Below are 12,527 nucleotides of genomic sequence, written 5' to 3'. Positions count from 1 at the left end.
TCCGCTTTCAACGATAAAGAAAAGGTAAGAAAAATGAAACATTTAGAAATTGAATTGAAAACACTATTGAAAAAAGATGAATACAATCGTCTAAAAGACCAGTTCACAGACGTCACTCCTGTTCTTCAAAAAAACCACTACATGGACACACCTGATTTTGAACTGCGAGAAAAGAAAATTGCTATGCGCATTCGAATCTTTGAAGACTGGGCAGAATTGACACTCAAAGTCCCGCAGAGTGTTGGAAACATGGAATACAACCAAAAATTGCAACTAAAAGATGCTGAAAACTATCTGTCTAAGGAAGAACTTCCTCAAGGGCTAGTACTGGATGAATTGGCGAAACATGGCATCCAAAGCAAGAACTGGCAGGTACTTGGTTGTCTAACAACGCTTCGCTATGAAATGAAGACAGCTATTGGTCTCATGGCACTAGATGAAAGTCAGTACTTTGATATTACAGATTACGAATTGGAGCTTGAAGTGGAAAATCACGAGCAAGGCAAACAGGATTTCCAGCAATTTTTAGATGAAAATCAGATTGCTTATCAAAAAGCTCCTTCAAAATTGGTTCGATTTGTCAAAAGCATGAAAAATAGCTGAAATAATCTCTATTTTTTGGTAAAATAGAAAAGATAAAATACAAAAATCCCAGTTCATATAGGCTAGGCAGATATAGCTAGGATTTAAAAAGTTTACAGAGGACGGTCTATAATGTCAGATAGAAAAAACATGAAACTTTTCGCACTCAACTCTAACCAAGAGATTGCACAGAAAATTGCACAAGCTGTTGGTGTCCCACTTGGAAAACTATCATCACGTCAATTTTCAGACGGAGAAATCCAAGTAAATATCGAAGAAAGTGTCCGTGGTTATGATGTTTACATCATCCAATCAACAAGTTTCCCTGTTAACAACCACCTAATGGAATTGTTGATCATGGTTGATGCTTGTGTTCGCGCAAGTGCCCACAGTATCAACGTTGTCCTTCCATATTTTGGCTATGCACGTCAAGACCGTATTGCTTCACCTCGTGAGCCACTTACAGCTAAACTAGTGGCTAATATGCTTGTTAAAGCTGGGGTTGACCGTGTCCTGACGCTTGATTTGCATGCTGTCCAAGTTCAAGGTTTCTTTGATATTCCTGTCGATAACCTCTACACAGTTCCACTATTTGCTAAACATTACTGCGATAAGGGCCTACTTGGTTCAGATGTTGTTGTCGTTAGCCCTAAAAATTCAGGTGTCAAACGCGCTCGTAGCTTGGCTGAATATCTTGATGCTCCTATCGCCATTATCGATTACCCACAAGACGATGCAACTCGCAACGAAGGCTATATCATCGGTGATGTTGAAGGTAAAAAAGCTATCTTAATTGACGATATTCTGAATACAGGACGTACCTTCTCTGAAGCTGCTAAAATCGTTGAACGTGAAGGGGCTACAGAAATTTATGCTGTTTCTAGCCACGGTCTCTTCGTTGAAGGTGCTGCTGAACTTCTTAATAATACTAAGATTAAAGAAATTCTTGTGACTGATTCAGTAGCAACAAAAGAAAAAACTCCTAAAAACGTATGCTACATCACTGCTAGTGAGTTAATTGGTGATGCCATCGTCCGTATTCACGAAAGAAAACCAGTCAGCCCACTCTTTGCTTACAACAAAAAGAAATAAGGTGATTCTTTGATTTATTTGGACAATGCTGCAACGACTCCTATGTCAGCAGTTGCTATTTCAGCTATGACCAAGGTTTTACAAGAAACCCATGGCAATCCATCTAGTATCCATGGGCATGGTCGTCAAGCTGGCAAACTCTTACGAGAAGCCCGTCAGGAACTGGCTCAGTTACTGGGGACAAAACCTCAACATATCTTTTTCACTTCTGGTGGGACTGAAGGCAACAATACTGCCATCATTGGCTACTGCCTTCGTCACCAAGAACAAGGAAAACATATCATCACAACTGCCATCGAGCACCATGCTGTCCTTGAAACCATTGATTACTTGGTTCAACACTTTGGGTTTGAAGCAACCATTATCCAGCCAAAAAATCAAGAAATCACGGCACAGCAAATTCAAGAGGCCTTACGTAACGATACGATTTTGGTTTCTACCATGTTTGCCAATAATGAGACAGGAAACCTACTGCCCATTGCTGAAATTGGCCAAATACTCAAGCAACACCCAGCCGCCTATCATGTCGATGCAGTTCAGGCTATTGGTAAGATCCCTATACACCCAGAAGAATTGGGCATTGATTTTCTCACTGCTTCTGCCCATAAATTTCATGGTCCTAAGGGAATCGGCTTTCTCTACGCATCTAGCATGGACTTTGATTCCTATCTCCATGGTGGAGACCAAGAACAGAAAAAACGTGCAGGGACTGAAAATTTAGCTGCCATCGTAGGCATGGTTGCAGCCCTAAAAGAAAATTTAGAAAAGCAAGAAGAACATTTTCAACATGTACAAAATTTAGAAACTGCCTTTCTGGCAGAACTAGAGGGCATTCAATATTACTTGAATAGAGGAGAACATCATCTCCCTTATGTTCTCAATATTGGATTTCCTGGCCAGAAAAATGACCTCTTACTCCTTCGGCTAGATTTAGCTGGCATTTCAATCTCTACTGGCTCAGCCTGTACGGCAGGCATTGTCCAATCCAGCCATGTTCTTGAAGCTATGTACGGAGCAAATTCAGAACGCTTGAAGGAATCCGTTCGTATCAGTTTGTCGCCACAAAATACTGTTGAAGACCTACAAACCCTCGCAAAAACCTTAAAAGAAATTATCGGAGGTTAGCCATATGGCATTTGAAAAAACCATTCAGTTAAAAAATTGTCGTTACGACTACACTCTTAGCCCTTCTGTTAAAAAATTCACCCTTAAGGACAACACTTTTTTTGAAACAAAGGTTGGTAACTACGAACTAACTCGCCTTTTGGAAAAAGTGCCAAACAGCGGTGAAGGCTTCCAACTCAAAATCATCATTAACAAGGAACTTACAGGGGCTAAAATCAATATCACTGACAAGTTTGGCCTTCGTCTAGTTGATATTTTCAAATCAAAAGACCACCACATTCATCAGGAAAAATTCTACTTCCTCATGGATAGCTTAGTAGAACGTGGTGTCTTTACAAAATCTGAAAGATAGGTCTCATATGTTTGAACTGACCTATAAAGATAGCTACCAGGTAGAGCGGACTCTCAAGTATGAAGATTATGAGGCACTCATGCTGGCTTTGTCAGGATGTGTGACCCTGCCAGATACACTTTATGTAACTTCTCTGACTTTTAATGGCCAGAAAGTTTATCAGGGTCTGGTCGGAGACCTCTACCGTTTTCTATCACATGCAGATTTTTTACATCAAAACTAAGATTTTTCTTAGTTTTTTCTTGTTTTTGTTGATTTTTTCACAATGTTTCTATAAAATAGAAGAATAGAAAGGTTGTGATTTTGTGAAAGATAAACAGTCTGCTATTCCAAAGGCTACAGCGAAAAGACTCTCTCTCTACTATCGAATTTTTAAGAGATTTCATGCAGAAAAGATTGAACGTGCCAACTCTAAACAAATTGCAGAGGCTATCGGTATTGATTCAGCGACCGTACGTCGTGATTTTTCCTATTTTGGTGAACTAGGTCGTCGTGGTTTTGGCTATGATGTCAAAAAACTAATGACATTTTTTGCCGATTTGCTTAATGATAACTCCATCACCAATGTCATGCTGGTTGGTATTGGAAATATGGGCCATGCCCTTCTCCACTACCGCTTTCATGAGCGTAACAAGATGAAGATTATCATGGCCTTTGACCTGGATGACCATCCTGAAGTCGGTAGCCAAACTCCTGATGGGATTCCCATTTACGGAATTTCTCAAATCAAGGATAAAATCAAGGATGCTGATGTCAAAACTGCTATCCTGACCGTTCCCAGCGTCAAGTCACAAGAGGTTGCCAATCTCTTGGTGGATGCTGGCGTGAAAGGAATTCTCAGTTTTTCACCAGTCCATCTGCATTTACCAAAGGACGTGGTCGTTCAGTATGTCGATTTGACAAGTGAACTCCAAACCCTCCTCTATTTCATGAGAAAAGAGGATTAGAAAGCGAAAATCATTTTATGAAAAAACCAGTTATAGGGATTACAGGAAACGAAAAAACTCATCCAGATGATGACATCATGATGAGCTACGCAGCAAAAGGCTTTGTTGAAGGCGTTAAAGACGCTGGAGGGATTCCCATCATCCTACCGATTGGTGATCAAGAAATGGCCTGCCACTATATCAGTATGATTGACAAGCTCATCTTGACAGGTGGGCAAAATGTTGATCCAAAATTCTATGGTGAACCCAAAACCATTGATAGCGATGACTACCACCTTCAAAGAGACATCTTCGAACTGGCCCTCATCAAGGAAGCTATTAAACAGAAAAAGCCAATTTTTTCTGTCTGCCGTGGAACACAACTCTTTAACGTTGCCATGGGTGGAACTTTGTACCAAGATATCGAAGATCACTGGCAGGATTCTTCTGCTGAGTACACAACCCAACGCTTGGTGACAGAACCAGATACTGTTCTCCGAGAAATCTATGGAGAAATCTCCCATATCAACTCCTTCCATCACCAGAGTATCAAGGATTTAGCACCAAATTTAAAGATTGCGGCTTATGATCCTAAGGATGGTATTATTGAGGCTGTCATAAGTACGGATGATGTCGCCTTTCTCGGTGTCCAATGGCACCCAGAATTTCTATTTGAAAATCGCCCCAAAGATAAAAACCTCTTTGACTATGTCGTTAATAAACTTTAGATTAAATCTGTCTTTTCACGATAGCTAAAATAACTGGAGTGAGAGACAATCAAATGGTCCAAAAGGACAATTCCCATCAGGTCGCAGGCTTCTTTAACAAGTTTAGTGACATGATCATCATTTCGGCTAGGGGCTACCGCTCCCGAAGGATGATTGTGAACCAAGATGAGAGAGGTCGCCATATGCTTGATGGCATAGTGAAGAATCTCTCGCGGTTCAGCAATACTGCGAGTGGCAGAACCGATAAAAATGGTCTGTTGATGGATGATTTGATTTTGAGTATTGAGATAGAGCGCCACCAGGTGCTCTTGTTTTTTATCCCCTAATTCCTGCTGCATCTTCTTAGCCAACTTTTGACTACTGAGAATACTTTCCATCTCAAGGGTCTCGTATTTATGGATACGATGCCCCAGTTCAATCATAGCTTGTAACTCTATAGCCTTAACACGTCCGATACCAGACAGACTCTGCATTTCCTGCAGGGTCATTTTTTTCAAATCCGTTAAGCTTGAAAGATTGCTCAAGACTTTCTGGGCAATTTCAAAAACGCTAGCTTGACGTGTTCCTGTCCTAAGTAAAATAGCTAGCAACTCTTGATTACTGAGCGCTTCAACTCCTTCCTTGGCCAGTCTCTCTCTTGGTAATAATGAATCTTCTTGGAATGAAATACTGTACATAAAAATCCTCCTCACTTTATTATTCGTGAGAAGGATGGAAAATTAGATTTTTTTCTCAATTGGGGCTACACTAGCTAAAAGTTTTTTCAAACCTACTTCTGGGAAATTGATTTTTAATTCTTGAGTAGCTCCGTTACCTGAAACTTCCAGAACGGTTCCCTCTCCCCACTTCTTGTGGAGGGCAATGTCACCAATGGACCAATTTGTCTCACTAGACGCTGCTTTTGTGCCAGCTGTAAATTGACCAAATGGGAGACCGCTTGACTGGATAGATTTTGGGGCAGCACTGCGTTTACGTTCTTGAAGAGCCTGAGCCAAACTCATTCCTTGACCGAAGGCAAGGTCCCCACTGCTATAAGATGCCTTAAAGCTTGTATTTGCTGGACGAGCCAATCCTTGATACTCAAGCAATTCTGAACTGATTTCGTTAATAAAACGAGTCGGACGGTTGTAGTTGGTACGACCAAAAAGCAGGCGCGAGTTGGCATTTGTCAGATAGAGAATTTTCTCTGCACGCGTAATTCCTACATAGGCTAGACGGCGCTCTTCTTCTAATTCATCTGGATCCTCAGCTGCACGACTAAGCGGGAAGACATTTTCTTCCATCCCAATCAAAAAGACAACTGGAAACTCGAGACCTTTGGCGGCATGCAGGGTCATCAGGGTCACTTCTGATGTCTCCTGACTACCTGAATCTGTGTCTGCAATCAAGGCCAAGTCATTTAAGAAACGACTCAGCTTGTCCAGACCAGTTTCCTCTTCTGGCCCATCAGAGGTGTCATCAAAGTTCTTCGTAACAGAAAGAAACTCTTCGATATTTTCAACCCGAGCCTTGCTTTCTAGAGTCGCTTGGGCGTTAAGAATATCGACATAACCTGTTTTTTCTAGAATAGCCTCAACCAACTCAGTAATGCTTAACTGGTCCAGTTGCTCCCGCAAATCTAACATCATATTTGCAAAATCCCAGATAGACTGGGCTGCTTTACCCTTGATACCAGACAACATGATATTAGCAGAAGCATCCAGCATGGACATGTCTTGCATATTTGCAAAGTCACGGATTTTCTCAACAGTGCCTGGCCCAATTCCACGTTTAGGCTCGTTAATAATACGCTCAAAACTGATATTGTCACTCAAATTAGCAATGAGGTTGAGATAAGCGATAATATCGCGAATTTCCTTACGGCTGTAGAACTTTGTTCCACCAACCATAGTATAAGGGATATTTGACTTGAGCAGAGCTTCTTCAATGGTACGAGATTGAGCGTTTGTACGATAGAGAACTGCAAAATCCTTGTGAAGGAAGTTTTGACTCCGACCAAGTTCATCAATGGTTTTGGCTACAAATACAGCCTCGTCCTGCTCATCGTTGGCACGATAGTAAACGATGAGCTCCCCTTCAGCGTTTTGAGTCCAAAGATTCTTAGGACGGCGGTTTTTATTGTTTTTAATTACCTCGTTGGCCGCTTGAAGAATGGTTTTAGTTGAGCGGTAATTCTCCTCCAACAAAACAACCTTGGCTTGGGGATAATCTTTCTCGAAATCCAAAATGTTCTGCATATCAGCACCACGCCAACCGTAGATAGACTGGTCCGCATCTCCAACCACACAGATATTTTTAAAGCGCGAAGCCAAGAGTTTGACCAGTTGGTACTGAGCGTGGTTTGTATCTTGGTACTCATCAACATGGATGTATTGGAATTTTTGCTGGTAATAAGTCAAAACATCAGGATTTTGATCAAAAAGACGCAAGGTCAGCATAATCAAATCATCAAAGTCAACCGACTCCGACTGACGCAGTTCTTTCTGATAGGCTGTATAACACTGGGCCACAATTTGCGTGTACATATCTCCAGATTGGGCAGCATAGGCAACATCATCAATCAGATCATTCTTAGCATTGGAAATAGTCCCTAAGATGCTCCGTTCATTCCATTTTTTCGGATCCAAGTTCAACTGCTTGAGAATGCGTTTCATGAGCGTTCGCTGTTCACCAGGATCTACAATAGTAAAATTACGGTTGTAGCCAATATGGTCCGCATCCCGACGCAAAATACGAACACACATGGAGTGGAAGGTCGCAATCAGACAGTCCTGAGTGGCTGGATTGAGGCTATAAGCACGCTCTTTCATCTCACGCGCAGCCTTATTAGTAAAGGTAATGGCCAAGATATTCCAAGGATTGACCAGCTTTTCATCAATCAAATAAGCGATACGGTGGGTCAAAACACGGGTCTTTCCAGAACCAGCCCCTGCCATGATCAACAAGGGACCTTCTGTCGCTTGCACCGCCTCAGCCTGACGGTCATTCATTCCATTTAATAATGCGTTCATCTTCTCTTCCTTACTCTTGAAGTCAATATTTCTATTATATCAGAATTCAGGGAAAATAGAAACTTTACGGGGAGTAGCAAAATATAGTGGATTGAAACTAGAATACTACACTGTGGGTTTCTAAAACACTCGACTCTTTCACTCAATTTTTTCATAAACTAGCTCAATACCTCAATATAAAAAAGTAAATTTAAGATTGGTAATACGAACGTTAAACAGAATTCCATTTATCTTTTTAAAACCAAAACAACGATATCGTAAAACCTCTACACGAACAATAGATTGCGACACTAAAATATTCTCCCCTAGTTTTGCTTTACTAATAGTATATAGGAGGAAAGCCCTGAATCCTAGATCCTCTGTTATGATGTGGTTACAAACAGAGTTGAAAAAAATCTTAAAATCAGAAAAACGCATTATACCAGGTACTTAAAGCTTGATACAATGCGTTTTATTATAAAAAGATCTACTAGATTTTTTATCAAAATAAACTTCCAGTAGTCTTTTCACTTTTTATTAATAAGTCCCTTCTTCACCTTGACTAGTCAAAATAACAGGTCCATCTTTCGTAATGACAAATTGGTGTTCATACTGACATGACAATCCACCGTCAATGGTCTTATGGGCCCAACCAGTCTTCATATCTGTATCAATTTCCCAGTCACCTGTATTGATCATTGGTTCAATAGTCAAGACCATTCCTTCACGAAGACGGAGTCCTCGACCTGCAATACCATAGTTCGGAACCATTGGTTCTTCATGCATGGTTGGGCCAACACCATGACCAACCAAATCACGCACTACACCGTATCCACGACTTTCAGCATATTCTTGAATAGCTGCTCCAATATCACCAATACGATTTCCAACAACAGCTTGCTCAATACCCTTGTACATAGCTTCTTTGGTTACATCCATCAAGTTTTTCACTTCTTCGGACGGTGTACCGACAGCATAAGCCCAACATGAGTCTGCAAGACCACCAGAATAGCTCTGAGTGTATTTCTTCATTTGCTCAACATTGTTGAAGTTTAATTTTGAGACATTCAGGTCAGATTTAGCAATAGGACCTCCCAAAACCATATCAACTTTGAGCAAATCACCATCTTTCAAGATATAGTGACGAGGGAAAGCGTGAGCCACTTCATCATTAAGAGAGCAGCAGGTAGCATAAGGATAGTCCATCATTGCACCATCAACCCCAATCTGAAGCGGAAGGAAATTTTCTTCCTTACAACGACGGCGGACATACTCTTCAACTTCCCACATATCTACGCCAGGCTTAATCAAATCACGTAAGCCGATATGAATACTTGCTAGAAAATCACCGGCCTTATCCATAGCTTCGATTTCACGAGCTGATTTTAATGTTATCATTTTTTCTCCTAGTTTCTAATTAATTTTAACGGTTACATTTGCTTTTGAAACAATCTGGTGACCATGATAAATATCGTAGTCAATAATAGCTGATCGTCTCGTATGATGAATAATCCGTGCTTGAATGCGCAGTATATCATCTATCTGAACAGCCTGCAAAAAGTAGATCAGCATCTGCTCGATAATGAGATTGCGACCACTATTCACAACTAAATCTTGAGTCATATGGGTCAAAATTTCTGCCAATACACCATTAGCCAAAACACCATTTTTCTCTAGCATAAAGGGTTCCACTGTAATCACTACTTCATCATGGTGATAAGAAAGTTTTTGACCAATCTGCTCAGAAAAAGTAGGTAGAGCAGAAACTTGGGAACGACTCATCTTCTCCATGACATCTCGTCTGGTTACAACCCCAAGCAAGGTTTGATTGCTTCGAACAACTGGTACCATTTCAAAGTCTTCTGCTATCATTCGTTGACTCACATTGGCAATATTGGTCGCTAACCCTGTTACGAAGATACTGCGCGTCATCACCTTGTCAATCGTCGTGCTGGGAGACTTGTCTCCTGCGTCACGCATAGTAACAAGCCCAACAACCACTTGATGTTGATTGATAACAGGGAAACGACTGCTACGATTCTTGCGTACCAAGTCCAAATAATCTTTAACAGTGTCTGTCTCTCTCAGAAAACCATATTCATGACTTGGACGATAAAGCTTCTCAACTGTCAAAATATCAGTCTTGATTTGGACATTTGACAAGGCTTTATTGATCATGGTCGCGACAGTGAAAGTGTCATGCTTGCTTCTCAGAACAGGAATTCCTTTTTGATTGGCCAGTTTAAGAACATCATCATGAATCTGAAATCCCCCTGTAACCAAAACGGCATTTTCATTTTCAAGTGCTAACAGTTGGATACGGGTACGGTCTCCGACAATCAAGAGCCCCCCATCATGAAGGTAAGATAAGATATTTTGCTCAGTCATGGCACCGATTGAAAACTTACTAAATTCTCTCTCTAAACCTTCTTGTCCAGCCAGAACCTCAGAAGAGGTCACTTCAGCAATTTCAGCAAAAGTTAATCTTTCGATAGCAACTTTCTGGGATTTAACACGAATTGTTCCACTTCTAGGACGGGTCTCCACAATTCCACGGTTTTCAGCTTCCTTGATAGCGCGATAAGCCGTTCCATCACTGACTCCCAGATGGTTGGAAATGCTACGAACACTGACCCTTTTACCTACTGGTAATTCCTCCAAATAGCTTAGAATTTCCTGATGCTTACTCATTGAATTCTCCTTTTACATACCGAAATTCAAGATAATACCGCATTTTTCTTGTGTAGCGATCACTTCCCTTAAACTGACGAGTAAAACGGAATCCAGACTTTAGAGCAACCTTTTGGCTAGCTTCATTTTCAAGGTGGGTAATGATGGATAATTGTTTTAAGCCAAATTCCTCAAAAGAAAGCTGACAAATTTTTCTAAGAACCTCTGTCATAAATCCTTGCGACCAAGCATCTTTTCTCAAAAAATAGCCAAGCTCTGCTTCTTTTTTGATTTCATCTAACTTTTCAAACTTAACAGAACCAATCATTTTTTCAGTTTTCTTGTCACAAATAGCCCATACTCCCAAAGGGGACTTCATAAAGTAATTGGCCAACGCATATTGGCTCTCTTCCAGACTTGCCTGAGTCGGGAAAATAAATTGAAGATTTTCTGGATTCGAAGCTATCTCATGGAAGTCCTGACTATCACTAAAAAAGAAAGGACGCAAATACAAGCGATCCGTTTCAAAAAAAGAAAACATTGCTAATTTGGTCCAAATATTCATAAACACCTCTACGGCTTAATCCTCAATAAGTCTAATATCCGCTCCTAGATTACGTAATTTTTCAATAATATCAGAATAACCACGTAAGATAAACTCGATATTGATAATTTCAGTTTGCCCCTCGGCCATCAAACCAGCAATAACTAAAGCTGCACCAGCTCTCAGGTCAGTTGCTTTAACACTTGCCCCACGTAAATCACGTCCACCTGTGTACAAAATATGACCATTTGTTGTCGAAATGTCCGCATCCATCTTTGCTAGTTCAAAAACATGATTTACACGTTTTTCGTAAATCGTATCGACAATTGTACCACGACCATTAGCTGTTAGTAAAAGAGGGGTAATCGGTTGTTGCAAGTCAGTAGCAAAACCTGGGTAAGGAGCCGTCTTAATATTGATTGCTTTCAAATTAGACTGCTCCTCGACAAAAATGCTGTCTTCAGATACAGTCATCCTCACTCCCATTTCTTCCAACTTAGCGATGAATCCTTCTAGATGTTCGTAAAGAACATTATTTATACGAATTCCTTTACCAACTGCAGCAGCTAAAGAAATATATGTTCCAGCTTCGATACGGTCTGGAATCACCTGATGACGGGTTCCATGTAATCTTTCAACACCATCAATAATGATGATATTAGTTCCTGCACCACGGATATGGGCACCCATATTATTCAAGAGAGTAGCTACATCAATAATCTCAGGTTCACGGGCTGCATTTTCAATAATAGTACGACCATTCGCTTTAACCGCAGCAATCATCGTATTGATCGTTGCCCCCACACTAACCGTATCCATGTAAATACTTGCACCATGAAGTCCTGTATCTTTAGCAGATAACTTCATGTTATCTCCCTCGTAGCTAACAGTGGCACCCATAGCTTCAAACGCCTTAAGGTGTAGGTCAATCGGACGAGGACCAAGATCACATCCTCCCGGTAGACCAACTGTCGCTTCACCAAAACGGCCTAAGAGGCTCCCATAAAAATAGTAAGATGCACGAAGACTGTTAATTTTACCATAAGGCATTGGAATATTTTGAACACCTCTTGGATCAATCTCCAAGACATCGTCATAACGTTTAACAGTTGCTCCCATCAATTCCATAATTTCGACAAGACTTGCTACATCCGAAATATCTGGAACGCAATCCAAAGTCACCACATCATCAGCCAAGATAATAGCTGGAATTAAGGCCACAACGCTATTTTTAGCACCACTAATAGTGATTTCACCTTGTAGTGGTAAACCACCATTGATAACAATTTTTCTCATTCTAAGTTTTCAATACTCTTTCAAGATTTCTAATAAGGTCTTTAAAATAAATTATATCATAAATGCAACCTTTTTTCCATTCTTTTCAATTTTATTGGATAAATCAAAGTTGACGAGTTAGTCACTGATACTCAATAAAAATCAAAGAGCAAACTAGGAAACTAGCTGCAGGCTGCTCAAAACACTGTTTTGAGGTTGCAGATAAGACTGACGAAGTCAGTC

At 40.6% G+C, this 12,527-nt stretch carries 13 protein-coding genes; 7 read left to right on the top strand and 6 right to left on the bottom strand.

Annotated features, from left to right (window positions below; genetic code table 11):
• Positions 1–33: 33 nt before the first annotated feature.
• From WKI42_RS07255 to WKI42_RS07225, 7 genes are all read left to right on the top strand, one after another.
• Positions 34–603 (top strand): CYTH domain-containing protein, encoded by a 570-nt coding sequence (locus WKI42_RS07255; RefSeq protein WP_368081561.1) that lies wholly within the window; start codon positions 34–36, stop codon positions 601–603.
• A gap of 111 nt (positions 604–714) precedes the next feature.
• On the top strand, positions 715–1,674 hold the full coding sequence (locus tag WKI42_RS07250) for a ribose-phosphate diphosphokinase (RefSeq protein WP_368081560.1): 960 nt from the start codon (positions 715–717) through the stop codon (positions 1,672–1,674).
• Between the two features lie 9 nt (positions 1,675–1,683).
• Positions 1,684–2,799 (top strand): cysteine desulfurase family protein, encoded by a 1,116-nt coding sequence (locus WKI42_RS07245; RefSeq protein WP_368081559.1) that lies wholly within the window; start codon positions 1,684–1,686, stop codon positions 2,797–2,799.
• A 4-nt stretch (positions 2,800–2,803) separates the two neighbouring features.
• Positions 2,804–3,151: a DUF1831 domain-containing protein gene (locus WKI42_RS07240; RefSeq protein ID WP_368081558.1), complete on the top strand. Its 348-nt coding sequence runs from the start codon at positions 2,804–2,806 to the stop codon at positions 3,149–3,151.
• 7 nt (positions 3,152–3,158) lie between these two features.
• Positions 3,159–3,374: a DUF4649 family protein gene (locus WKI42_RS07235; protein ID WP_057488261.1), complete on the top strand. Its 216-nt coding sequence runs from the start codon at positions 3,159–3,161 to the stop codon at positions 3,372–3,374.
• Between the two features lie 82 nt (positions 3,375–3,456).
• Complete coding sequence (locus tag WKI42_RS07230; RefSeq protein WP_000653414.1) at positions 3,457–4,098, top strand: redox-sensing transcriptional repressor Rex; 642 nt, start codon at positions 3,457–3,459, stop codon at positions 4,096–4,098.
• A 17-nt stretch (positions 4,099–4,115) separates the two neighbouring features.
• Entirely contained in the window at positions 4,116–4,805 is a 690-nt protein-coding gene (locus WKI42_RS07225; protein WP_368081557.1) for a gamma-glutamyl-gamma-aminobutyrate hydrolase family protein, read from the top strand.
• On the opposite strand, the gene radC is transcribed toward WKI42_RS07225, so the two are convergent.
• From radC to WKI42_RS07195, 6 genes are all read right to left on the bottom strand, one after another.
• On the bottom strand, positions 4,802–5,482 hold the full coding sequence (gene radC / locus WKI42_RS07220; protein ID WP_368081556.1) for a RadC family protein: 681 nt from the start codon (positions 5,480–5,482) through the stop codon (positions 4,802–4,804). The two genes, WKI42_RS07225 and radC, sit on opposite strands and share 4 nt — an antisense overlap.
• Positions 5,483–5,524: 42 nt before the next feature.
• Positions 5,525–7,816, bottom strand: a complete 2,292-nt coding sequence (gene pcrA / locus WKI42_RS07215; protein WP_368081555.1) for a DNA helicase PcrA — start codon at positions 7,814–7,816, stop codon at positions 5,525–5,527.
• A gap of 516 nt (positions 7,817–8,332) precedes the next feature.
• Positions 8,333–9,193 carry a methionyl aminopeptidase gene (locus WKI42_RS07210; protein WP_000631543.1) on the bottom strand — a complete coding sequence of 287 codons (861 nt, stop codon included), beginning with the start codon at positions 9,191–9,193 and terminating at the stop codon, positions 8,333–8,335.
• Between the two features lie 15 nt (positions 9,194–9,208).
• Positions 9,209–10,486, bottom strand: a complete 1,278-nt coding sequence (gene spxR, locus WKI42_RS07205; RefSeq protein ID WP_173218397.1) for a CBS-HotDog domain-containing transcription factor SpxR — start codon at positions 10,484–10,486, stop codon at positions 9,209–9,211.
• Positions 10,479–11,030, bottom strand: coding sequence for a GNAT family N-acetyltransferase (locus tag WKI42_RS07200; RefSeq protein ID WP_368081554.1), 552 nt, complete (start codon positions 11,028–11,030; stop codon positions 10,479–10,481). The genes spxR and WKI42_RS07200 overlap by 8 nt, the downstream gene beginning before the upstream one ends.
• 15 nt (positions 11,031–11,045) lie before the next feature.
• Complete coding sequence (locus WKI42_RS07195; RefSeq protein WP_262081594.1) at positions 11,046–12,305, bottom strand: UDP-N-acetylglucosamine 1-carboxyvinyltransferase; 1,260 nt, start codon at positions 12,303–12,305, stop codon at positions 11,046–11,048.
• Positions 12,306–12,527: the final 222 nt, after the last annotated feature.

The sequence above is a fragment of the Streptococcus pseudopneumoniae genome, from assembly GCF_038148935.1.
GTDB lineage: Bacteria > Bacillota > Bacilli > Lactobacillales > Streptococcaceae > Streptococcus > Streptococcus pseudopneumoniae_U.
The sequence above is the reverse complement of the archived record's forward strand: the minus strand, read 5'-3'. Positions and strand labels throughout refer to the sequence as shown.